Source organism: Desulfobacter vibrioformis DSM 8776 (assembly GCF_000745975.1).
GTDB classification, from domain to species: Bacteria; Desulfobacterota; Desulfobacteria; order Desulfobacterales; family Desulfobacteraceae; genus Desulfobacter; species Desulfobacter vibrioformis.
Genome location: NZ_JQKJ01000040.1, coordinates 1 through 23,908, shown reverse-complemented (window position 1 = coordinate 23,908; position 23,908 = coordinate 1). Strand labels below are relative to the sequence as shown.

The window sequence follows — 23,908 nt, the reverse complement described above, 5'->3', positions numbered from 1 at the left end:
CCAGTGTTTCTGTAAGGATCGGGCCCAAATGAGACGGCGTGTGACCTTCTTTCAAGCCTTCTATAATTTTGCCAGGCCACATATGAGTTTGCGCTTACCTTTGTCTGAGCAGGAAACATCCGCCTTGGGATTGATTCACCCCAAGTGGCAACATCGAACCCCTGGAATGGCTGCCGGACTGACGAATCATGTTTGGACATTTCGAGAGCTTCTGACCGCTAAATTTGAGCCGTTTCATAATCAAAGTAATAGCGGGTGAGCACCAGTGAAAATACTTTCATAATAAAAAAAAACTGGTATATTAACCGCATGCAGCAGCTTAGAACGTTTCCGTACATTCCCTTAAAAGTACCGCGGTATAAGATCCTTAAACGCCTGGGGTATCAGCGCCGCCAAAACGAGGTCTCACAACGTATGATGTCCGAGGTGGACAGATGGATCACCTATGCGGCAGATCATATACATCTCAAGGCTACGGCCTGTATCGGAGATATACAGATTGACCACGGGAACAAAACCGTTGCCTTAAAGCAATCCGATACAGTGTTTGAAAGCGAAAGGTTTACCCGGTTTCTCGGGGGGGCTGACCAGTTGCTCATTATGGGCATTACCGGTGGCCAGGCTGTTGCAGATGAGATCAGACAGCTTCAGAAAGACAAAAGGATGACCGGGGCTGTGATCGTGGATGCTGCGGCGTCTGAAATTGTCGATGAAGGATTTGACTGGCTGATGGCATTGTATAACAAAGAGCTGGTCCGGGAACGAAGGACATTGAAATTAAAACGGTTTTCTGCCGGTTATGGGGATTTTGACATCCGGTTCCAGGCAGACATATATCATATTCTCAAAATGGAAACGCTTGGGGTGACCATGACGCAAACCTGTATTCTGATGCCGGAAAAAAGCGTCACCGCCTTTTGCGGCATATCTAAAGTGACAGGGGGGTAGAGACAACGTGGGAGAAAAAGACAAAACCATACTGGACATTATTAAAAAGCGAATTCTTATCCTGGACGGTGCCACCGGTACCGAGATGCAGAAACGCGGCCTGCCGCCGGGAGTCAGCCCGGAACTATGGTCCGTGGAGAATCCCGATGTATCGGCCGACATATATCGCGCCTATGCCCGGGCAGGGTCAGATATGCTCTACACCTGCACCTTTGGCGGCACTCCCTGGAAACTTGAAGAGTTCGGTGCCGCAGATCAAACTGAGCTGATCAACTGCCAAATTGCAGAAAATGCGGTGAAAACGGCAGATGAGCTGGCGGCCCGGGAAGGCATTCGCCCGCTCATCGTCGGGGATATCGGTCCCTGTGGCCGATTTATCATGCCATTTGGCGACCTTGGGTTTGAACAGGCCATCCAGGGATTTAAACGCCAGGTAAAAGGGCTGATTGACGGCGGCGTTGATCTTTTTGTCATCGAAACCCAGATTGATATCCAGGAGAGCCGGGCAGCCCTGCTTGCGGTCAAGGAGCTTTGCGGCGGGTTTACCATGGTGTCCATGACCTTTGATGAAACCGGGCACAGCTTAAACGGCACCACCCCCGAGGCCATGGCCGTCACCCTTGAAAGTCTGGGGGCAGATGTGGTGGGCGTCAACTGCTCCACCGGCCCCACAGAGATGCTTGATGTCATCCGGCGTATCCGAAAGATGGTGCAGATTCCGGTGATGGCCAAACCCAATGCGGGGATGCCCGTCATAAAAGATAACGAAACCGTATTCCCCATGGATGCAGATGAGTTCAGCAGTTTTGCCCGGCCCTTTGCCGAAGCCGGCGTCAATATCATGGGGGGCTGCTGCGGTACCACCCCCGCACATATTGCCAAATTGGCCCGGGGCATGGAAGGACTCTCTCCTTTGGAAATAAAGCCGGTGGAAACGGCCATGCTTTCCTCGGCTACCCAGGCCCTGATTACGAATTCAAAGAGTACGATCCGCATTATCGGTGAACGCATCAACCCCACCGGAAAAAAAATCCTGCAAGGGGAACTGAAAGCGGGAAACATGGCCTATGTGCGCAAGCTGGCCCGGGACCAGGCTGCGGCCGGGGCCGACCTGCTGGACATCAATGCGGGGATGCCCGGGATTGATGAAAAACAGACCCTTTTAGATATCATCTCAAGTGTGGTTCCCGTGGTCAATCTGCCCCTGGTCATTGACTCTTCGGATCCGGATGTGGTGGAAGCTGCCGTACGCTACTACCCGGGCCGGGCATTGATCAACTCAATTTCAGCCGAAAAAGAGAAGCTTGAAAAACTTTTGCCGGTGGCGGCCAAGTATGGGGCCATGCTCATTGTACTGCCCCTGGCCGACAATGAGTTGCCGGACAAGGCAGAACGAAGAAAAGAATTAGTTACTGAAATTGCCGAACAGGCCGCAGTCTATGGGTATAAAAACAAAGATCTGATCGTGGACGGCCTGGTCATGACCGTATCCAGTAATCCCGAAGCTGCCAAAGAGACCCTTGCAACTGTTAAATGGGCGTCTCAACAGGGGTTTGGCACGGTTCTCGGGTTGTCCAACATCTCCTTTGGGCTACCCGAACGCGGGTGGGTGAATGCCTCATTTTTTGCCATGGCTGCCGGTGCCGGGCTCTCCTGGGCCATTGCCAACCCTTCCCATGAGCTTTTGATGAATACCAAGGCGGCATCGGATGTTTTAACCGGCCGGGACCAGGATGCCCTGTCATATATAAAACGGTTTGCCAAAGATAAAAATGCGGATAAAAAGAAAGAGGCCTCCTCCCCAAAAACAGCGGACCTGCCCGTGGAAGACCAGATTGTTGACGCGGTGATCCAGGGCCGCAGGGAGGATATTGAAAGGCTTTGTAATCAAGCCCTTGAAAAGGGGATTGCCCCGTCCGAACTGCTGGAAAAAAAGATGATCCCGGCCATTATGACCGTGGGGGAATACTATGATGCAAGAAAGTATTTTCTTCCCCAGCTCATTGCCAGTGCCGAAACCATGCAAAACGGGTTTGCCGTTCTTGAACCCGCCCTCAATGCCTCTGGTGGCAATGAAAAAAAGGGCACCCTGGTCTTTGCCACGGTCCAGGGGGATATCCACGATATCGGAAAAAACATCGTGGTACTGATGCTCAGAAATTTCGGGTTTGATGTGATTGACCTGGGCAAGGATGTCACGGCTGAAAATATCATTGCGGCGGCCCAGACCCACAAGGCTGATCTGATCGGATTGTCTGCCCTGATGACCACCACCATGGTGCGCATGCCCGAGGTCATTGCCCTGGCAAAGGAGAACGGGCTTGAATGCAAGGTCATGGTGGGCGGTGCCGTGGTGACCCGGGAGTGGGCCGAATCCATTGGCGCGGAATATTCCTCCGACGGTGTTGAAGCAGTCAATGTGGCGGCCCGGATCTGCATGGACAAAAGATAGTGGACAACTACAACAACATTATTGACTTATCCATTGGCTATCTTGTGGGCCGGTTGTCCCGGGCAATCATCAAGCGGCTGTCAAAAAAATTTCAGGACGCCGGAATTGATGTCAGTTACGAGCAGTGGAGCCTCCTTGTCCATCTTTACCGCCAGGACGGCCAGACCCAGCAGGCCCTTGCCCGGATCGCCGTTAAAGACAAAGCCGCCGTTACCCGCCTTTTAAATGGGCTTGAGAAAAAAAATATTGTACTCAGGATTCCTGACCGAAATGATAAACGCAGCAACTTTATTTATCTTACAAACAAAGCCAAGGAATTAAAGCCCCATCTTATCGGGTTTGTAGAAGAGATGTTAGCTGAAGCCGAGCAGGGAATAGATCCGGATGAAATGATCCGGTGCAGGGCAACCATCAATAATATATTTACAAATTTTGATCGCCTGAACAACCCGGATTCACCTGAAAAATAACGCCCCATACAATCGTTAAGCAGCCCATTAACCCGGATATTTGCAAAGTTCTTCCCAAACGGAAGCATAAAATAGCCGAATTTAAATGCCGGATTATCATTGACTAATTCACCTAAATAGGATTTAATCCTATTTAATATTTTTCTAAAAGGACATCGGGTTGGATCTATTCTTCGAAAAATGCAGAGAAAACAAGCTGAAAATTACGCCCCAGCGCGTAGCAATCTATAAGGCGTTAACAGCATCGGTTTCCCATCCTAGTGCAGAACAGATTCACAAGGAGGTCAAAAAACTATTTCCGAATCTCAGTCTGGATACAGTGAACAGGACGCTTGTGACCTTTGCAGGAGCCCACATGATTGATGTGGTGGAAGGCCATGGTGATTCCAGACGGTTTGATCCCAATCGGGAAGCGCACCATCATTTTTACTGCGTATCATGCCGCAAAATTTTTGATTTCCAGGCAGATTCCTTCCAGGCAGACCCCTTGGACAGCCTGGTCCTGCCCCGGGAAATGGAAGAAAAATTTTTAATCACGGGAAAAAGGATCTGCCTTACAGGTTATTGTGACCAGTGCCGCAGCAAAATGGCAGGTAAAAAATTAACTTTGGTTGCGGTAAAGCACCGCATATAAACAATGAATTTAAGGAGATTTTACTTATGGCAAGTCTGAAAGGAACCAGAACAGAAAAAAATCTGCTCACCGCATTTGCCGGTGAATCCCAGGCAAGAATGCGCTATACCTATTTTGCCAGCCAGGCTAAAAAGGAAGGGTATGTCCAGATTTCTGCAATTTTTGCCGAAACTGCCGACCAGGAAAAAGAGCATGCAAAGCGGTTTTTTAAATTTCTTGAAGGCGGAGAACTTGAAATTTCCGGCACCTTTCCTGCCGGTGTTATTGGTACAACCCTGGAAAATCTGAAAGGGGCTGCAGCCGGAGAATATGAGGAGTGGTCCCATATGTATCCGGAGTTTGCCTCCATTGCCAGGGAAGAAGGCTTTGATGCCATTGCCATGGTTTTTGAGATGGTGTCTGTTGCTGAAAAACAGCATGAAAAAAGATACAATGACCTGGCTGCCAATATCGAGGCAGGCACGGTTTTCAAAAAAGATGCCCCGGTCACCTGGCGGTGCCGGAACTGCGGTTATCTGCATGAAGGAACACAAGCGCCTGAAATGTGCCCGGCCTGTGCCCATCCCCAGGCTCATTTTGAGGTTCTTGGTGAAAACTGGTAATTCGTTCAAACACTGAATAGTGCCTGAACACAAACCTGTATTGGAACGTAAAGTTGCCCGGATGCAAGGCGCAGACGGGTAACTTTTCGTTCAAACAGGTGTCAACAGCAATGCTGATTTTCGGTGTCCAAACAAAATTGACAAAAGCCGATTATGAACGTATAGTTACGACAATTTTAACCTAAAAATAGGAAATAGCTATGGCGGAAAATATTATTGACCTCACTGATGAAGATTTTGACGAACTGTTAAAAACGTCTGACAAGCCGATTATGGTGGATTTCTGGGCACCTTGGTGCGGTCCGTGCAAAGCCATTGGCCCGACCCTTGAAGCATTGGCCAGTGAATTCGGTGACCAGGTCACCTTTGCCAAGGTCAACGTGGATGATAACCCCATAAGCCCCAGTAAACATAATGTACAGGCCATTCCAACCCTTATCTTTTTAAAGGATGGGGCGGTTGTTAACCAGATTACCGGCATGGTGGCAAAGGAAAAACTTGAAGAGGCAATCAAAAGCATTCTTTAAGGAGAGTTCCAATGAGTGAGTATGATCTGGTGATCATCGGCGCCGGGCCGGCTGGCCTGACTGCAGGTCTGTATGCGGCCCGGGCCCGGATGAATGTTCTGCTGATTGAAAAAGCTGTCCCCGGCGGTCAGATTCTTGTAACGGACTGGATTGAAAATTACCCCGGTTTTCCCGAAGGCATTTCCGGGTTTGACCTGGCCGAAAAAATAAAAGAACAGGCTTTGGCCCTGGGGTTGACCATTGAAACCGCAGAGGTTCAGGGACTTGATCTTTCCGGGAAGATCAAGAAAGTCATTCTTAAGAACAAACACATTAAAGCCAAGTCCCTGATCATTGCTTCTGGCGCATCGCCCAGGAAACCCGGGGTTGGCGAGGACAGGTTCATGGGTAAAGGGATTTCCTTTTGCGCCACCTGTGACGGGCCTTTTTTCCGGGACAAAGTGGTGGTGGCCGTTGGGGGCGGGGATACAGCGGTTCAGGAATCCATTTTTCTCACCCGGTTTGCTAAAAAAGTATACCTGGTCCATCGCAGGGATGAATTGCGGGCCACCAAAATTCTTCAGGAAAGAGCTTTTTCCAACGACAAAATTGAATTCCTCTGGGATAGTGTCGTAACGGGAATGGATGGCGTTTACGGCGTTGAAAAAGTGAATATAAAAAATTTAAAAACCGGCAAAGCGTCTGAAATCGAGGCAAATGGCTGCTTTCTCTGGATCGGTATTCTGCCCAACACCGAATTTATAAAAGGTGATGTGAAGACCGATGAGGGCGGTTTTATTCTTGTGGACAATAGAATGCAGACAAACGTGCCCGGTGTGTTCGCGGTCGGTGATGTCAGGGATACGCCTTTACGCCAGATTGCAACGGCTGTGGGAGATGGTGCTGTGGCTGCGGTCAGTGCAGAGCATTATGTAGAGAGCTTATAAAAATGAATAAATTTCTCATTGCAGGATTGGTCTTTTTTTTGCTGTCAGGGTGTTCCCTGTTTGAAGAAGAACATCAGCAGATGAACAAAAACGCCCAGCAGCTGGCAGCGGAAGGTGCAGCTTCATTCATGAATGAGGATTACGCGGCTGCGGTCAAGGCGTATACGGATCTTAAAGACTGGTATCCGTTCAGTAAATATGCCATTCTGGCGGAATTAAAGATTGCCGATGCTCATTTTCATCTTAAGGAATATCCCGAAGCGATTGCTGCCTATGAAAACTTTGAGAAAATGCATCCCAAAAATGAGGCGGTTCCCTATATTATCAATCAGGTCGCCATGTGCTGGTTTAATCAGATTGACACCATAGACAGGGATGCAACACCTGCGAAAAATGCCATGGCTGAGTTTGAAAGGCTGATTCGGTTGTTCCCGGACAGTGAATACACCCAGGAAGCTTTGGCGCATGTTGATGCCTGCATTGACAATATTGTCAGCCATGAGTTGTATGTTGCCAATTTCTATAATAAAACAAAGAAATACCAGGCTGCACTGAAACGCTACCAATATATTGTGGAAAACTATGCAGGAACCGATCAAAGCCAGATCGCCCTTGAAAAAATTCCCACGGTGTCTGAGCATCTTAAAGCGGTCAAATCCGATAACGAAAAAAAATAGAAAACCTTTACTTTTATTTTAATCTATTGTATTCATGCTGGGTTTTAATTTTGATAGAGCGATTTTATTAGGAGTATAAATTATGTCAAAAGAATGTGCAATTTGTGGAAAAAAGCCAATGGTCGGCAATAATGTCAGCCATGCCCATAATTTGAATAAAAGGCGCTTCAATCCCAATCTCCAGAGAGTTCGTGCGGTGATTAAGCCCGGTTGCGTTAGAAAAATTGATGTATGCACCTCTTGCATTAAGGCGGGAAAAGTAACCAAAGCCTCTTAAATAGTGTTTGACCGAAAAGTCACCCATCTGGGCCTTGCATCAGGGCAACTTTTCGTCCAAACACCGCTGCCGTACAGGCACTAAAGATATTATCAATAAATTCCGGTATGTGTGAGCATGCCGGAATTTTTCTGTTTCAAGAAGGGGAGTAGGCAAGGTGTTTTTTGCGGTGGTTGTCCCTACCGCGACGGGACTGTAATGCCGCAGGTGAGGCAAAAATGCCTTGCTTATAGAATTTTGGAGGCCAGCTCCGCTAACTCAGAACGCTCACCCTTCTCAAGATTGATGTGGGCATAAAGGGTCTGGCCCTTCATCTTTTCTATGATATAGGCAAGCCCATTGGTCTGGGTGTCCAGATAGGGATGGTCTATCTGGAAGATATCCCCTGTAAAAACAATTTTTGTGCCCTCTCCGGCCCGGGTGATGATGGTTTTCACCTCATGGGGTGTCAGGTTCTGGGCCTCATCCACGATAAAGAACACCCGTACAATGGATCTGCCCCTAATATATGAAATCGGTGTGATAACGATTTTTTCCTCTTCTATCAGCTCCTTGATATTTTTCCCATTGGAACCGTTTTCACTAAAATGATTCTGGATAACAGCGAGATTGTCATACAGGGGCTGCATATATGGATCCAGCTTGGATGCCACATCTCCGGGAAGGAACCCTAAATCTTTGTTGCTTAGCGGGACCACGGGGCGGGCTATGAAAATCTGGCGGTAGAACTGCTTTTTGGCCAGGGCCGCTGCCAGGGCCAGCAGGGTTTTACCGGTACCGGCCTTGCCGGAAATGGTGACAAGGGAGATATCCGGATTGAGCATGGCATTCAGGGCAAATGTCTGCTCCGAGTTCCGCGGTTTGATGCCGTAGCAGATTCGGGGCTGGATCAGTTTCACGGTCTGGCTTGCGCCGTCAAAATAGGCCAGGGCGGACTTGGAGCCATTTTTCAATATCACATTTTCATTGGCAAAGAGTGCAACATCCCGTCCCAGGCTTGCGGTACCGGTTTCATAGGGCTTCTGGTACAGTTCGTCCAGTACCTGGGAGCTGATGTTCTCCACCACCTTCATGCCGGTGTACATCTCGGAGATGTTTTCAACATACTGGGAGTTGTAATTTTCAGTTTTCAAACCAATGGACCGGGCTTTCAGGCGCAGATTCACATCCTTGGTTACAAAAACGACATTCTTGAAACCGTTTTCTTTGGCGATGGAATAGGCAATGTTTATTATTCTGACATCCGGGGTGATCTCATTAAAGTTGTTTTTAATGATGGGATCCAGGGCCGTGTCCAGGCGAATGGCAATACTTCCGCTTCCGTTATCAATGGGAACCCCGCCGTTGAGCATGGTATCACTGGACAATGCATCCAGGGTCCTTAAAAAGTCCCGGGCATTACAGTTAATGACATTGTTTCCTTTTTTAAATTTATCCAGTTCCTCAATCACTGTAATGGGAATATAAATGTCATTGTCTTTGAATTGATGAATGCATCCGCTGTCATGCAGGATGACGTTGGTATCCAGGATAAAGATTTTTTTCATACAGATCTCCGCATTAAAATTAAGGTGTCGGGGTGGATTCAGGTGTTGCTTGGGGGCGAGGAGGTGGGTACCGGACCTTTCTTTTCCGGTCTTCTGGCGGGGGCTGGTAAATTGAAAGCTTACCATAATATTCCAGGCTAAAGCGTTAATGTTCGGGCCGGGCCACATTGATTAAAGAAAATTAGATCCGGCTATCTTGACCATAAATAAAAAATGCTTTGTTGTATACCCAATTATTAAAAATTTTGGTTAGGAAATGATGAAGGAACACGAGTATTACAATTGTGAGGACCGTGCCCCAAAGCGGCCCTGAATTAAAACGCCTTGGAACGGTGCTTCATTATTTTTCTTCGGTGAGGACGACCCGTTTAACATCGTTGACGGTTTTTACCCGGCGAAGTTCTGCCATGACTTTGTTAAGCTGCCCGGAACTTTCCACCATGATGGTGAAATAAAAAACCCCGATGCCTTCATCCGATGTTTCCGAGTGTGCATTTAAAATATTGATACCGGCCTTTGAAATCACAGCGGCAATGTCGGCCAGAAGGCCGTGGCGATCGTCTGTCTTGATGCAGATGGACGCAGGGTATGATTCCTTGATGCCACTGGCCCATTCGACGTCAATAACCCGTTCACTGCTCATTTTTAAAATATTAATGCAGTTCTTCCGGTGGATGGCGACTCCCTGGCCCTGGGTGATATACCCGATTATGGGGTCTTCGGGCAGGGGGGTGCAGCATTTTGAGAACTTGACCAGAATATCATTGAGCCCTTTTACAATAACCCCGGTGGCCCGTTTGTCCAAAGGCCGGGAAACGGTTTTTTCAATGAGGGCATCATCGGCATTTTCTGAATCTTTTTCTTTTTCAAGTTCCGGCACAGCCCGGTTCAGCACCTGAAGCGCTGTCAGTTGTCCGAATCCCACATGGGCGATCAGGTCGTCAACCGTTTTGAACCCGTATGATTCTGCCACCCTGCCGATATCACCTGATTTGATCAGGGCATTGAAATTCTGGCTGCGTTTTTTGAATGTTTTCTCACACATTTCCCGTCCCAGGGAATAGCTTCGCTCCTTTTCCCGGGCATTGATATAGGCCCTGATTTTTGTCTTTGCCTTGACTGTTTTGACAAAATTGAGCCAGTCCCGGTTGGGGTGGTGTCCTTTGGTGGTTATGATTTCAACGGTGTTGCCGGTACGCAGTTCATGGGACAGGGGTACAAGCTTGCCGTTGACCCGGGCCCCTGTGCACTGGGCCCCAACCTCCGTGTGAATCCGGTAGGCAAAGTCAACGGGTGTGGCTTTTTTGGGCAGAGTCTTAATCTCTCCTGCCGGCGTAAACACGTAAATTTCTCCGGGATAGAGATCGATGCGTACATTCTCAAGGAACTCATCCGGGTCTTTGAGGTTTTCCTGGTTCTCCACAAGATTCCGGATCCAGGCAAACAGTTCACCGGTGTTTTCATCAATCCTGGTGCCTTCCTTGTATGACCAGTGGGCTGCAATGCCGGACTCTGCCACCCGGTCCATGTCATGGGTCCTGATCTGGATTTCCACCCGCTCACCCTTGGGGCCGATTACCGTGGTGTGGATGGACTGGTACATATTGGGCTTGGGATTGCCGATATAGTCCTTTATTTTATAATAGATGGGTTTCCACATGGAGTGAACCGCTCCCATGGCCGCATAGCACTGGGGAATGGTGTCCAGGATGATTCGAAAGGCAATGATGTCATAAACCTCATCAAACTCAAGACCCTGGGACAACATTTTCTGGTAAATGGAGTAAAAGGACTTAAACCGTCCCTTGATCTGGCAGGGCAGATTCATCTCCTCCATTTTATAGTGCAGGGAGGTTGAGACCTCTTTGATATACGCTTCCTGCTCGTCCTTGGCCTTATTGACCAGGGTCAGGATTCGATCATGTTCTTCCCGCAGGGTGTAAAAAAAGGCGATTTCTTCCAGCTCATTTTTAATCCAGAAGATGCCCAGACGTGCGGCAATCGGTGCATAGATATCCAGAGTTTCCTGGGCGATGGCAGCCTGTTTTTCAGGCTTTTTGTGGTATTTAAGGGTCCGCATGTTGTGCAGACGGTCTGCCAGCTTGATAAGTACCACCCGGATATCATCTGCCATGGCCAGGATCATTTTACGCAGGGATTCTGCCTGCTGGGCTACCTTGGTGGCCGCATGCAGGGCGGACAGCTTGGTCACGCCCTCCACAATATGGGCCACCCCGGGGCCAAACATATGGGTAATATCTTCTTTGGTGGCAGGGGTATCCTCAATGACATCATGGAGCAGGGCCGCAGCAATACTCTCCATGTCCAGCTTCATGTCTGCCAGAATATTGGCCACCTCCAGGGGGTGGGACAGGTAGGGTTCTCCTGAAAGGCGGACCTGTCCGTCATGAACCTGGGCCGAGTAGATATATGCCCTGTCTATGAGCGAAACATCCGCATCCGGACTGTATTCATAGATTTTGTCCAATATGTCGGTGATTCGAATCATTTAATTTCCGCCGGCTTTGCTTTGTCCCAAGTTTAGTAGGCCTTGGCGAACAGGACCCGTCGGCCGCTTTTGGCGCCACAATAAATACAGGTTCCGGCTTCGTCAGGACTGTCAAAGGGAATGCACCGGATGGTTACGGACAGATCCTGTTTTATTTTTTCTTCACACTGGGCCGATCCGCACCAGTGAGCCAGGACAAACGCACCGTTGTGATACCCTTTTGCTTTTTTATACAGATCGTAGAATTGGGCTTTTTCATCCATGGAAAAGGTGTTGGCTTCCCGGAAGGCTTGGGCGCGCCGGAGCAGGGTGTTCTGGATGTCATCCAGAATGTCGGCAATGGTATTTATAAACGCGTCTCTGTTCATCCCCTTTTTTTCACCGGTATCCCTGCGGGCCATGAACACGCTGTTGTTTTCAATATCCCTTGGACCAAGTTCCACGCGCACGGGAATGCCTTTTTTCACCCAGTCCCAGCCCCTGGCACCGCCGATGTCCCGGCTGTCGATCTCCACTTCCACGGGCAGGCCGTAAAAGGTCTGCTCTCTTAAAGCGGCTTTAAGTGCTTCAGCGCTTTCCAGGACATCGGAATTGTCAGTCCCTTTCTTGAAAATAGGCAGGATCACCACATGGGCCGGGGCAATACGGGGAGGCACCACCAGGCCGTCATCATCGGAATGCACCATGATCATGCCGCCGATCATCCGGGTGGATGTTCCCCAGGATGTGGTCCAGGCATAGGCGTCCTGGCCTTCTTCATTCTGGAATTTGATGTTGGAGCCTTTGGCAAAATTCTGGCCCAGAAAATGGGAGGTGCCGGCCTGAAGCGCTCTTTTATCCTGCATCATGGCCTCAATACAGGTGGTGTCGTCAGCGCCGGGGAACCGTTCGGATTCACTTTTGCGGCCTTTGACTACCGGCATGGCCAGCCGCTCCTCAACAAACCTGGCGTAAATGTCCAGCATTTGAAGGGTACGTTCCATGGCCTCCGCTTTGGTGGCATGGGCCGTATGCCCTTCCTGCCATAAAAATTCACTGGTGCGCAGAAACATACGGGTGCGCATTTCCCAGCGCACCACATTGGCCCACTGATTCAAAAGAATGGGCAGATCCCGGTAGGATGAGGTCCACCTGGACATGGACTCACCGATAATGGTTTCGGATGTGGGCCGGACAATCAGCGGTTCGGCCAGCTCTCCGGCCGGGACAAGCCTGCCGTCTTCGCCTTTTTCCAGCTTGTGATGGGTGACAACCGCGCACTCCTTGGCAAAGCCTTCCACATGCTCAGCCTCTTTTTCAAGGTAGCTCAGGGGAATAAATAATGGGAAATAGGCGTTTTTTACCCCGGTTTCCTTGAACATGGCATCCATCTGGCGCTGGATGTTCTCCCAGATGGCAAATCCCCAGGGTTTGATCACCATGCATCCGCGGACCGGCGAATTTTCCGACATGTCCGAGGCTTTTACCACCTCCTGGTACCACTGGGAATAATCTTCTTCCCGTGTGGGGGTGATGGCTGTTTTAACTTTCTTTCCCATTTACATCCTCCGCGTTTAAGGTCATTGCGTCAATCTCTTTTATCAGTTCATCCACAAGACACGCCTGGTCAATTTTGCGGATGACTTTTCCCTTTTTAAACAAAATTCCCCTGCCGTCGCCGCCGGCAATGCCGATGTCCGCTTCTTTGGCTTCTCCGGGGCCGTTCACCATACATCCCATAATGGCAACTTTAATCTGTGCCGAACGCTCAAGTAAAGCTTTTTCTACCTGTTCGGCAATTTTAAACAGGTTTATTTTACACCGCCCGCAGGTGGGGCAGGAGATCAGCTCCGGACCCCGCTGGCGCAGACCCAATGCCCGTAAAATTTCAAATCCGGTGCGGATCTCTTCCACCGGGTCCCGGGTCAGGGAGACCCGGATGGTGTCCCCGATCCCTTCGGACAGCAGTATCCCGATGCCGATGGCGGACTTGGTGATGCCGGCATAAAGACCACCCGCCTCGGTGACACCCACATGAAGGGGCACATCGGTCAGCGAAGAAAGCTGCCGGTAGGCCTCCACGGTTCGTTCCACATCCGAAGCCTTCAGGGATACCTTAATATCATAAAACCCCAGATCCTCCAGAATCCGGATATTGGCAAGGGCACTTTCAACCATGCCCCGGGCTGTCACACCGTATTGTTTCTCAATCTGCCTTTCCAAAGATCCGCCGTTTACCCCGATGCGGATGGGAAGCTTGTGGGCCTTGGCACAATCCACCACAGCCTTTATTTTGTCGGCCGTGCCGATATTGCCCGGATTGATCCGCAGTCCATCCACACCGGATTCGGCCGAAGCAATGGCCAGACGCCAGTCAAAATGGATGTCGGCAATCAAGGGAATGTGAATCTTTCCTTTGATTTTTTTTAACGCCTTTGCCGCTTCCATATCCGGCACGGCTGCCCGGACAATTTCGCACCCGGCCTTTTCCAGGGACAATATCTGATTTACAGTGGCTTGCACATCCTGGGTCTGGGTGTTGGTCATGGACTGAACCGAAACCTGTGCCAGGGAGCCCACAGGTTGTGAGCCCACCGTTATCTGCCGGGTTGTCCGGCGTTCTTTGAGCAGCGGCATAAACTAACTCCTTTTTTTAAAAATGCAAATGCCTGCATCGCAATTCTCAGATGCAAGCATATCGTTGTAACCCAATAAATTATCATACCGGGACAGGTTTTTTCAAGATGTTGATGACAGGCCGGCCAGGGCAAATTTAATTATCCTTAATACTTTTCTTGACAAAAAGCGTCTTCCTATCCTACAACCACATCGCTTTGAATCAGAAAGCGCAAAATGACCTGGGCTACAGACTTGCCGTACTTGTCACCAATAGCCTTGATGGACGAATGGGTGAACATATCCTTGCGTCCCTCAGCAAAGGGGCCCCAGGACTGATGCTGTACGCCGTATTTCTTCATGATGCCGTGGCAGAGAGCTTTTTCGGTAGTTTGAAGACTGAGAGGGCCTTTTTTACAAACTACATGACCCGAGAGGACGCCCGGAGAGACGTCATTGATTACATCGAAATGTTTTACAATTGCAACAGACGTCATTCCTATTTGGGATATATCAGTCCAAAAGAATTTGAAAAACTGTGGTTTTTAAAAAAAGCCGCTTAACAAAAGTGTCCACTTTTACTTGACCAGGTCAGGTTTTTATTCCCGAAGATAAGCATACGATGTTGTTCTCGAAATTTTCATAAGTTCAGTTTTTGCTGTTAGGATTTTAAGAACGTAATTCTCGCATCAAGTCGGCAGGACTTTGGCCAAAGTAGCGCTTGAATTCACGGCTAAATTGGGAGGGGCTTTCATACCCAACCTTGTCGGCGGCAATATAGGCTTTCATTTTTTTCTGCATCATGAAATCTCTTGCTTTGGTTAACCTGATTTTCTTCAAATACTGTAGAGGAGAATCGGAAGTGATATCTTTAAAAGCGCGATGGAAGGCAGAGACACTCATATGGGCCGCCTTGGCCAACTGTTCTACATTGAGCTTCTCTGCATAATCGTTCTGTATGCTATTCAAGACACGCGCCACTTGGGAAAACGTGTCACTATACATGGCCAGCGAATGGAGCACCGATGCCTGGGTACCGCAAAGAGCCCAATAAAGGACTTCCCGCACGAGAGCTGGTCCTAAAATCTCTGCTTCCGTCTCTGATTGCAAACACTTGATCAGCCTTGTCATTGCATTCAGCATATCCTCGTCCATGACTGCCGGGCCGACCCCACGTGGCAATGATCTGTCACCGCCATTGCCGATCTCCGTTACGAGATCAATTCGACCGATCAGGTCACGTAACTGGCCGAGATCAATATCTATGACGAGACCGCGCACCGGTTCTTCAGGGCTGGCAAAGGTCTCGTATTCCATGGGCATGGCAACTGAAACCACCAGGTAATGGTTTGGGTCATAGCGAAACTTTTCACGACCCAAGTAGGCAATCTTATGGCCTTGAACAACGATGCATATGCTGGGTCTATAAACTGTCTGTCTCTTTGGGATATGCTTTGTCTCTTGAAATACAAACACACCGTCGAGCCGGGACGGGAATGTTCCGTCATCGATTATCGGAAAGCTTTGTAACAGTTCAGCAATCTTGGACATGAAAGCACCTCCTATTTCAAATGTCATTTTTGGCAATATAAATAACGAAAAACCACCTGAAGTTCAATAGCCAAGCAGAAATAGGCAAGCTTTTGAGAGGAACAGGTATTCACGGACAGCACCCAGGGCACTATATTTATTAACAGAAAATGAAAAAATCAGACAAGGAGGATGAAATGAACGATTATTACCAACTGTTACCTGATGAATATGCGTGACCGAGGCGGATATTATTGAAGTGCTCAAGGCCGAACTATGACGGACGTTTGCCTGGAGACCTTTCATGCAGAAGATGGAATAAATTATGAATAAAAATGAATTTATGGAACTGATCAAACGAGGTGATCCGATTACTGGTGGGACAGAGGCGCACGCGCTTTTAGTTCAGTACAGTAACGAAGCATTGCGCATTACGGCGGAATTGAATGGGGCGTACCATGAACCGGATAAGGTTCGAGCGCTGTTCTCGCGATTGACGGGGAAAGACATTGACGATTCTTTTTTTATGTTCCCCCCTTTCTACACGGATTTCGGAAAGAATATCACGATAGGGAAAAATGTCTTTTTCAATACCGGCTGCACCTTCCAAGATCGTGGCGGAATTACCATCGGTGACGGGACGCAAATTGGGCAGAATGTTGTCCTGGCTACATTGAATCACGGAGTTGCTCCCGAGAAAAGGCAAGTAACCTATCCCTTTCCCATCGTTATCGGGAAAACCGTATGGATCGGTGCAAATGCGACGATTCTTCCCGGTGTGACGATTGGTGACAACGCTATCATCGGGGCCGGTGCCGTTGTTACCAAAGATGTTCCCGGAAATGCTGTCGTCGCAGGAGTGCCTGCAAAAGTTATCAAGATGATTGAGTAAAAAACGTAAAGGAGAAACAACTATGAACAACTGGAAAACCGTCGGCTTGATTGCCGCAATGATTGGAGCATGGACCATGACCAACACCCCTGTATCAGCAAAAGACCTCTCTCTCGAAACCAAATGGGATAAAACCTTCCCCAAGAGCGAAAAGGTTGATCACCAGAAAGTTACTTTCAAGAACCGCTATGGCATCATCCTGGCTGCAGACTTGTACCAGCCCAAAAATGCCACCGGCAAATTGGCAGCAATTGCCGTCAGCGGTCCCTTTGGTGCTGTGAAGGAGCAATCATCGGGTTTATACGCGCAGATCATGGCCGAACGCGGTTTCGTCACTCTGGCGTTTGACCCCTCATATACCGGGGAAAGCAGTGGGGAGCCGCGCAACATCGCATCTCCGGATATCAACAGTGAGGATTTCAGCGCTGCCGTGGATTTCCTCGGCTTGCAACCGACTGTTGACCGCAACCGCATTGGCGTCATCGGCATTTGTGGCTACAGCGGCATGGCACTGACTGCCGCCACCAGCGATTCGCGTATCAAAGCGCTCGCCACAGTTTCCATGTATGACATGTCCCGCAGCATGAGTCGCGGCTACAAAGACAGCTACACAATGGAGCAGCGCCAAAAGGTCATCGACTACCTGAGCCAACAGAGATGGGCAGACGCGGAAAGCGGCGAGTATGCACTCGGCTATCACGAGGTGCCGTTTGACGACAAGGGCAATATCGTGAAAGGGCAGCGTGTGTTGCCTGAAACCTTGCCCGAAAATCCAGACCCTGTTCTGGCTGCATTCTTCAACTACTACAGGACCCCACGCGGTTTTCATCCGAGGGGTATCAATTCGACGACGGCGTGGACTGCCACGACCCCGATGTCCTTCTTCAGCTTCCCGATGTACGCGAACATCGAGATGATTGCGCCACGCCCGATTCTGCTGATCGCAGGTGAAAACGCCCATTCTCGATACTACTCTGAGGACGTTTACAAGATGGCTTCCGATCCCAAAGAATTGCTGATCGTGCCCAATGCAGACCATGTCGATTTATATGACCAAATGGACAAGATTCCGTTTGGCAAGATTCAGTCCTTCTTTGAAGAAAATCTCAAGGCAACTCAAAAATAGGGAGATCACCATAACGCCTGCGCTGAATAACGCAGGCGTTATGCTATGCAAACAAAAAGATCCAAAATGATACTAACCATAATCTCTTGGGTATTACAGAGATCCCATGGGCACGCCCCTTTATCGGTATGTGCCCTGCAGGGTAACGCCCCGATAGGCTTTAAAATTTTCCCTAAACTCTATGGTGTGGTATTATTTAAAATTCAATCTTTGAGACTGATATCCAATGCTGTTATGAAAAGAAATAAATCGAAAATGAGAGGCAAACAGGAGAAAACTATGGAAAAAGCAAAGGTTTATTTTACTGATTTCCGCACCAAAGCGTTTGGGGACGGACTGCCAACAAAACTAAAAAAACTCATAAAGAAAGCCGGGATAGGAGAGATTGACATGGCCGGAAGGTTTGCCGCCATCAAGCTGCATTTCGGAGAACTGGGCAATATCAGCTATCTTCGCCCAAACTATGCAAAAGCTGTGGCTGACGTGGTCAAAGAAATGGGGGGAAAACCCTTTCTGACCGACTGCAACACCATGTACCCTGGCAGTCGGAAAAATGCCCTGGAACATCTGGAATGCGCCTGGGAGAACGGTTTTAGCGCCCTGACCGTGGGTTGTCCCATTCTCATCGGAGATGGACTGAAGGGCACCGACGACATTGAGGTTCCTGTGGCAGGCGGCGAATATGTCAAAGCGGCCAAAATCGGCCGGGCCATTATGGATGCAGATGTTTTTATCAGTCTCACCCATTTCAAGGGACACGAGGTCACCGGTTTTGGCGGAGCCATCAAAAACATAGGCATGGGATGCGGTTCCAGAGCCGGCAAAACCGAACAGCACAGCAGCGGTAAGGCCCAGATTGATGAAGACCTTTGCCGGGGATGCCTTGCCTGTGAAAAAGAATGCGCCAATGACGGCCTCGTTTTTGACGCAGAAACAAAAAAAATGAAAGTAAACCTGGATAACTGCGTCGGCTGCGGCCGCTGTCTGGGTGCGTGCAACTTTGACGCCATTGCCTTTGATTTCGATGCAGCCGTGGAGCAGTTGAACTGTCGCATGGCGGAATATACCAAAGCTGTGGTGGGCGGGCGGCCCTGCTTTCATATTTCCCTTGTGGTGGATGTCTCACCCAACTGCGACTGCCACGGGGAAAACGATGTGCCCATCCTCCCCAACCTGGGTATGTTTGCCTCCTTTGATCCTTTGGCCCTGGATCAGGCTTGTGTCGATGCCTGTCAGGCGGCAGACCCGCTTCCCGGCAGCCAGTTGGCTGAAAACCTGGCCAAGGAGGATTTCAAGGATCATCACGACCACTTTGCCAATAACCGGCCTGAAACAGAATGGCGCTCCTGCCTGGCTCATGCTGAAAAAATAGGACTGGGCACCAGGGAATATGATCTGATAAGGATCAAATAAAACAGGTTCCTCGCTTCTTCTCCTGTTTCATCCAAAACCACAACGATGTGATTTCGATCCCCCAAATCCATTCCAATCGTGACGTTTTCTTTTTTCATGGCTGGCCCCTCCTTCTTTAAATTTCCCTTACCGTGAAATTATATCACGGAGGGTTCCAGCCTTCTCATCTTATCTATTATTGAAACCCAATTCACGTCTCTTTAAAAAGGAAAATCCTCACCCGTATCCGTCTCCATCTTTTTTTCCTTCGGCTTTTGGGCTGTTTTGTGCTTTGGGTTGCCGTCCACATAGATGGCCCTGAAGGGCTTTGTGGGACAGGCATGCTCGCACCCGCCGCAGCCCACGCAGATGGTTTCGTCCACCTCAGGGATGACTAGCTTGCGGCCGGCCGCATTAAGGTAAGGCACCATGTGCACCGCCTTGGTGGGACAGTGTTCCGAGCATGCTCCGCAGTTGGTGTTGTCCGTATAGACCACGCAGTTTTCCTTAATAAATTTTGCCACGCCGACCTGGGTGCGCTGTTTCTCCGACTTGGACAGAGGCTGGATGGCGCCGCTGGGGCAGATATTCGAACAGACCGTGCAGTCATAGTTGCAGTGGCCGGCGTTGAAATCCATCCGCGGCTGCATCATCCCGGACAGGCCAAAGGAAAAAACAGACGGCACAAGTACCCGGGAGGGGCAGGCAGAAACGCATAGATGGCAGGCGGTGCAGATGGAGGTGTATCTGGCAATGTTGACCGAACCGGGAGGGGAAAGCGGGTTGGTTTTATTTTCGGGGATGGTGGTGGGCTTGGCCTGAACCGGCAGGGACTCGGATGCGGCATGAGCACGGCTTGCGGCCATGCCAAGGGTCCCGGCTGCCAGGGCGAGTACGAAATTCCTGCGGTCCCGGACAGCGTCTTTTCCTTGGCGGGTCTGCCGGTCTGATTCATGATTGGACTGATCATTGGGCTGGAAACTTGACTGAAAATCAGATCGAAACACCATGGCCTGATCCGGGCAGGCAGAAAGGCAGTTAAAGCAGGAAACACAGCGGCTGACATCCACGCTTTTTGTTTTAACATCAATGCATCCGGCCTTGCAGACCTGCTGGCACCGGCCGCAGGACCGGCAGGAGCCGATATCAATATTAATTTTTACCAGGGAGAATTTTGAGGCCAGGCCCAGCAGGGTTCCCACAGGGCACAGCGTATTGCAGTAAAGGCGGCCGTGCCGGACGCTCATCCAGCCTACCGTCCCCAGGGTGGCCAGGGCAACGCCAAGTGAGACCTGCGCAAAAACCGGCCACTGGACACGGTAGAGGGTATGGATTCCTGTCGCCTCTGCCAGAGGCGTCCCCAAATTGTTCAGGAAGATGACAAGAGGGCGGAACAGATTAGAGAGGATTCTGCCGAAACTGCTGAAAGGATCAAGCAGGTTGAGCAGCAGACCGGATCCTGAAAAAAGGAGCAGAAGGGTCGCCATCAGCACCGTATACCGCAGGATGCTGCGGGGCGGAGAATATTTGGTTCTGGCAGACCGCCTTTTCCTATCCCGGGTCTTTGCCCTGTTTGAAAAAAGACGGGAGACCAGGTCCTGGAATATCCCGAAGGGGCAGATTGCCGAGCAGTAGACCCGGCCGAACACAAGGGTGATCATCAGAACGACGATAAACCCGGCAGCCCCGGCAGCCGGATGGTTTAGGAATTTGAACGCAGAGGGTACAAACTGGAAAAAAAGCAGTTTGCCTGCCACTGCCCTTATCCCGATTTCCCATATATCCAGAAAGAGAAGGACCGTTGGCAGGAAAAAGGCCAGGGCAATGCAGACCCGCAGGGGTTTGAGAAGGCGGCGTGTCATTTAAATCGTATCCGCTAAATTTTAATTCGATTGATAGACAATTTTTCAAGGTTCATCTGGCCGAGATTCATCCGGGAGGCGATCTCAATGTGGCGGATGTCCATGGGGTCTGAACCGAAGAGTTTTGCCCCGGCCGCATCGGCCGCCACGGGGTCAAGGGAAACGACCTGGGCCTTCATGGATACCACATCGCTGACAGACACACCCCTGGGACCATTGCGTTTCATAACGTTATAGGCATCCACCACCGTAAGATCGGGTTTACGGAAGGAGGAAAAGTCTGCGATACATTGGTGAAGGTCGTTGCGGTGCCAGTACCACCGGTCCCAGACCACGCCCATAAGGTTTTTCATGCCGATGGTGACCATGGAGGAGCTGTGGTGCTTGAGGACCGGCGCATTGATGAAGACATCCGCGTTCAGGAGAGCCTCATGGACCTTGGCCTCCTTGAGCCGCTGTCCCTGGGGTACGGAAACGCTTTTGTAGTAGCCTTCACTGTCGCCGGATACCATTTTACCGCCGGCTGCCTTTACAGCCGCTTCAATGCCGCTGTTGGTATAGCAGCGCCGCCAGTTGTCGCAGGTGTGATCGAACACGGTGACCTCTTTGGCCCCGGCGGCCAGGCACTGCTCGACAATTCGTCCCACAAGGGCCGGGTGGGTGTTCCCGCCTCTTTCAGGCGGCACGTCCCAGCCGATGTTCGGCTTGACCAGTACCCGGCTTCCCCTGGGCACGAAGGTCTGCATACCGCCCAAAGAGGCAATGGCGGCATCGAACATCCGGTCAGGTCCCCCGCCCCGGACCGCCACCAGGTCATAGGCTGCACCCTGCTGTGCGGCCAGAAGTTTTTCCACCCCCGGGAAGACAAGGGTGGAGCCTGCGGCGATCCCGCCGCCGATGGTTTTTTTCAAAAAATCCCGCCGGTTCATTCTATCCATTTTATCCATGGGGCATGTCTCCTTAAATGATAGGTTGCTTGGGTTTATTCATGGGACTTATCTGATAATTTGCGCACCAGTCATTCCAATACTTTTGCGGCCTTATCCTTATCCGAATCATCCGGGCCGATGGCGACGACAATATACGGAGATGCTTCCTGGATTAAGATGGGTTCACCGTTCCGGCCGGACATGGAATAAAGATTATCCTTTCTGGCCTGATTCGTAAACCGTCGAATACACTCAGATCTGGCCTTCGGACCAGATTTACATCGGCGATGCACTGGGACAGGAATTCGGGATCATCGTACCAGCCGCTGGATCCTGAGCCGAAATGAAAAAAATGGTTGGTCGAGGACGAGGTCAGCCCCATCATGTTTTTCATGGTGCCGGTAGGCGCCGCCCGTCTGTTTGAACAGCCCGATCTCCCTGGCCCTGCATCCAGGCACATGCGATAAAGTGAGTCAGTCGGCTATGGCCTGACGCTTTCTGAGCACAATCCGGGTGATTTCCGAAGGGACGCCAAGCCGGCAAGAGAAACCCGCCCAAAGACCGGTTCCGGGGCTTACATAAAGCTGGGTTCCATCTAAATTATAGAGTCCGCAAACCAGTCCCCCGTTAAAATGGGCCAGGAGGATCTTCAGGAAAAAAAACATGCCTCCATGGGTATGACCAGATAGTTGTATATCTGCTCTCGCCTTGCCTGATTCGACGTTCGGCCGGTGGGACAGAAGGATTCGGGTCGCATTGGCCGGAGCGCCTTGCATCGCCTTGGCCGCATCAGGCCCTTCCCCGGAGAACCGACTTGCCGCCGGGTCGGGAACCCCGGCAACAACAATTTTTGCCCCGCTTTGGTCTGTCACGACTCTGTGCCCGTTATTCAGCATGGTGATTCCCATGGATTCAAACACGATCCGCCACTCTTTTTCCCGGAAATAATACTCATGGTTGCCTGCCACGCCAAAAACGCCGTACTTGGATGAGAGCAGTCCCAAGGCGGCGACGTCTCCTTTCAGATTTTCAGGATAGCTGTCAATCATGTCGCCTGTCACAGCGATCAGATCCGGAGCCAGGCTATTCGTCTTTTCCACAACCTTTTCCAGCCAGGCTTTGTTGAGCAGGGACCCGATATGAAGATCTGAAAGCTGGACGATGGAAAAGCCGTCCAGATGCCTGTCCATCCGGGGCAGATGAATTTCAACGGTGCGGATATCCGGCACACGGACCGCCTGCCATGCACTCCAGGACCCTAAACCAAGGGAGAGAATCAGGATTCCGGTGCTCCTGGCGATGTGAGAAAAGGGCAATACCCATGTTGTCCCCAGGCAGCGGCTCACCCAGAGGATCAGGGCGGTGCAGTCTTTGATAAAGAGCAAAAAGCATAAAATGACCATAGTGCCGTATAGCATTTCCATCCCTATCATCAGTCGGCCCGGGATGGCCGGAGCAATGAAGGAGCCGAAACATTTTTCATAAATGACATATTTCAGGCTGATGCAAAGAAGCGCGGCAGCGGCAACAGCTTTAACCTGGGGGGCGGCATGGGGTTGGCCAGACAAGGCTCACCATAACGTAGCTGAAAAGAATCAAAGAAGGCAGTGCAAGTCGCATATCACTTTCCTGACCCTGCAGGGGTGTTGGCAGGGAATCTTGTTATATCCGGTATATATCTAATCCATATTGTATATTACATTCACTTTCAACAGGAGGTGCTCACCCGCTAATACTTTGATTATGAAACGGCTCAAATTTAGCGGTCAGAAGCTCTCGAAATGTCCAAACATGATTCGTCAGTCCGGCAGCCATTCCAGGGGTTCGATGTTGCCACTTGGGGTGAATCAATCCCAAGGCGGATGTTTCCTGCTCAGACAAAGGTAAGCGCAAACTCATATGTGGCCTGGCAAAATTATAGAAGGCTTGAAAGAAGGTCACACGCCGTCTCATTTGGGCCCGATCCTTACAGAAACACTGGGTTTTTCTCACCAGAGGCGCCAAGGCATGACG

Annotated in this window: 21 protein-coding genes and 3 pseudogenes; 14 read left to right on the top strand and 10 right to left on the bottom strand. The window is 50.2% G+C overall.

Going from position 1 to position 23,908, the window contains the following annotated elements:
- From Q366_RS21810 to rpmB, 10 genes and pseudogenes are all read left to right on the top strand, one after another.
- Positions 1–259: pseudogene (locus tag Q366_RS21810) on the top strand (hypothetical protein); the annotation flags it as partial.
- A gap of 50 nt (positions 260–309) precedes the next feature.
- Positions 310–948, top strand: a complete 639-nt coding sequence (locus tag Q366_RS17580; RefSeq protein ID WP_156968218.1) for a hypothetical protein — start codon at positions 310–312, stop codon at positions 946–948.
- Between the two features lie 7 nt (positions 949–955).
- Positions 956–3,400: a homocysteine S-methyltransferase family protein gene (locus Q366_RS17575; RefSeq protein ID WP_051958135.1), complete on the top strand. Its 2,445-nt coding sequence runs from the start codon at positions 956–958 to the stop codon at positions 3,398–3,400.
- The gene (locus Q366_RS17570) at positions 3,400–3,870 is read left to right on the top strand and encodes a MarR family winged helix-turn-helix transcriptional regulator (protein WP_035241548.1); all 471 of its coding nucleotides are present in this window, start codon (positions 3,400–3,402) and stop codon (positions 3,868–3,870) included. The genes Q366_RS17575 and Q366_RS17570 overlap by 1 nt, the downstream gene beginning before the upstream one ends.
- Positions 3,871–4,030: 160 nt before the next feature.
- Complete coding sequence (locus Q366_RS17565) at positions 4,031–4,504, top strand: Fur family transcriptional regulator (RefSeq protein WP_035241545.1); 474 nt, start codon at positions 4,031–4,033, stop codon at positions 4,502–4,504.
- A gap of 26 nt (positions 4,505–4,530) precedes the next feature.
- A complete protein-coding gene (gene rbr / locus Q366_RS17560) occupies positions 4,531–5,106 on the top strand; it encodes a rubrerythrin (protein ID WP_035241542.1) in 576 nt (191 codons plus the stop codon).
- Between the two features lie 200 nt (positions 5,107–5,306).
- Positions 5,307–5,633 (top strand): thioredoxin, encoded by a 327-nt coding sequence (trxA, locus tag Q366_RS17555; RefSeq protein ID WP_035241538.1) that lies wholly within the window; start codon positions 5,307–5,309, stop codon positions 5,631–5,633.
- 11 nt (positions 5,634–5,644) lie between these two features.
- Positions 5,645–6,559, top strand: coding sequence for a thioredoxin-disulfide reductase (trxB, locus tag Q366_RS17550; protein WP_035241535.1), 915 nt, complete (start codon positions 5,645–5,647; stop codon positions 6,557–6,559).
- Positions 6,560–6,561: 2 nt separating this feature from the next.
- Positions 6,562–7,236 (top strand): outer membrane protein assembly factor BamD, encoded by a 675-nt coding sequence (locus Q366_RS17545; RefSeq protein ID WP_035241532.1) that lies wholly within the window; start codon positions 6,562–6,564, stop codon positions 7,234–7,236.
- Positions 7,237–7,318: 82 nt separating this feature from the next.
- The gene (gene rpmB, locus Q366_RS21040) at positions 7,319–7,513 is read left to right on the top strand and encodes a 50S ribosomal protein L28 (RefSeq protein WP_020589339.1); all 195 of its coding nucleotides are present in this window, start codon (positions 7,319–7,321) and stop codon (positions 7,511–7,513) included.
- Positions 7,514–7,740: 227 nt separating this feature from the next.
- On the opposite strand, the gene Q366_RS17535 is transcribed toward rpmB, so the two are convergent.
- From Q366_RS17535 to ispG, 4 genes are all read right to left on the bottom strand, one after another.
- Positions 7,741–9,060, bottom strand: coding sequence for a PhoH family protein (locus Q366_RS17535; protein ID WP_035241563.1), 1,320 nt, complete (start codon positions 9,058–9,060; stop codon positions 7,741–7,743).
- 340 nt (positions 9,061–9,400) lie between these two features.
- On the bottom strand, positions 9,401–11,569 hold the full coding sequence (locus Q366_RS17530) for a RelA/SpoT family protein (protein WP_035241527.1): 2,169 nt from the start codon (positions 11,567–11,569) through the stop codon (positions 9,401–9,403).
- Between the two features lie 32 nt (positions 11,570–11,601).
- Positions 11,602–13,107 carry a proline--tRNA ligase gene (gene proS, locus Q366_RS17525; RefSeq protein WP_035241525.1) on the bottom strand — a complete coding sequence of 502 codons (1,506 nt, stop codon included), beginning with the start codon at positions 13,105–13,107 and terminating at the stop codon, positions 11,602–11,604.
- On the bottom strand, positions 13,091–14,185 hold the full coding sequence (gene ispG, locus Q366_RS17520; protein ID WP_035241522.1) for a flavodoxin-dependent (E)-4-hydroxy-3-methylbut-2-enyl-diphosphate synthase: 1,095 nt from the start codon (positions 14,183–14,185) through the stop codon (positions 13,091–13,093). Before ispG ends, proS begins: the two co-directional genes overlap by 17 nt.
- A 341-nt stretch (positions 14,186–14,526) precedes the next feature.
- Here ispG and Q366_RS22030 point away from each other — a divergent pair.
- Positions 14,527–14,727 (top strand): annotated as a pseudogene (locus Q366_RS22030) (IS3 family transposase); the annotation flags it as partial.
- 106 nt (positions 14,728–14,833) lie between these two features.
- On the opposite strand, the gene Q366_RS17510 reads toward Q366_RS22030, so the two are convergent.
- On the bottom strand, positions 14,834–15,715 hold the full coding sequence (locus tag Q366_RS17510) for an AraC family transcriptional regulator (RefSeq protein WP_035241519.1): 882 nt from the start codon (positions 15,713–15,715) through the stop codon (positions 14,834–14,836).
- 304 nt (positions 15,716–16,019) lie between these two features.
- Between Q366_RS17510 and Q366_RS22210 the strand changes: the two genes are divergently transcribed.
- The 3 genes from Q366_RS22210 (at position 16,020) to Q366_RS17495 (ending at position 19,125) form a co-directional block, all read left to right on the top strand.
- Complete coding sequence (locus Q366_RS22210; RefSeq protein ID WP_035241516.1) at positions 16,020–16,586, top strand: sugar O-acetyltransferase; 567 nt, start codon at positions 16,020–16,022, stop codon at positions 16,584–16,586.
- Between the two features lie 22 nt (positions 16,587–16,608).
- Positions 16,609–17,712: an alpha/beta hydrolase gene (locus tag Q366_RS17500; RefSeq protein ID WP_035241514.1), complete on the top strand. Its 1,104-nt coding sequence runs from the start codon at positions 16,609–16,611 to the stop codon at positions 17,710–17,712.
- 279 nt (positions 17,713–17,991) lie between these two features.
- A complete protein-coding gene (locus Q366_RS17495) occupies positions 17,992–19,125 on the top strand; it encodes a DUF362 domain-containing protein (RefSeq protein ID WP_035241511.1) in 1,134 nt (377 codons plus the stop codon).
- 200 nt (positions 19,126–19,325) lie between these two features.
- On the opposite strand, the gene Q366_RS17490 is transcribed toward Q366_RS17495, so the two are convergent.
- The 5 genes and pseudogenes from Q366_RS17490 to Q366_RS21795 all read right to left on the bottom strand — a co-directional run.
- Complete coding sequence (locus tag Q366_RS17490; RefSeq protein ID WP_035241509.1) at positions 19,326–20,966, bottom strand: 4Fe-4S binding protein; 1,641 nt, start codon at positions 20,964–20,966, stop codon at positions 19,326–19,328.
- Between the two features lie 14 nt (positions 20,967–20,980).
- The gene (locus Q366_RS17485) at positions 20,981–21,913 is read right to left on the bottom strand and encodes a DUF362 domain-containing protein (RefSeq protein ID WP_245620004.1); all 933 of its coding nucleotides are present in this window, start codon (positions 21,911–21,913) and stop codon (positions 20,981–20,983) included.
- 154 nt (positions 21,914–22,067) lie between these two features.
- On the bottom strand, positions 22,068–22,289 hold the full coding sequence (locus tag Q366_RS22440; protein WP_169742987.1) for a DUF362 domain-containing protein: 222 nt from the start codon (positions 22,287–22,289) through the stop codon (positions 22,068–22,070).
- Between the two features lie 79 nt (positions 22,290–22,368).
- A complete protein-coding gene (locus Q366_RS17480; protein WP_051958133.1) occupies positions 22,369–23,463 on the bottom strand; it encodes a metallophosphoesterase in 1,095 nt (364 codons plus the stop codon).
- Between the two features lie 154 nt (positions 23,464–23,617).
- Positions 23,618–23,908 (bottom strand): annotated as a pseudogene (locus Q366_RS21795) (hypothetical protein); the annotation flags it as partial.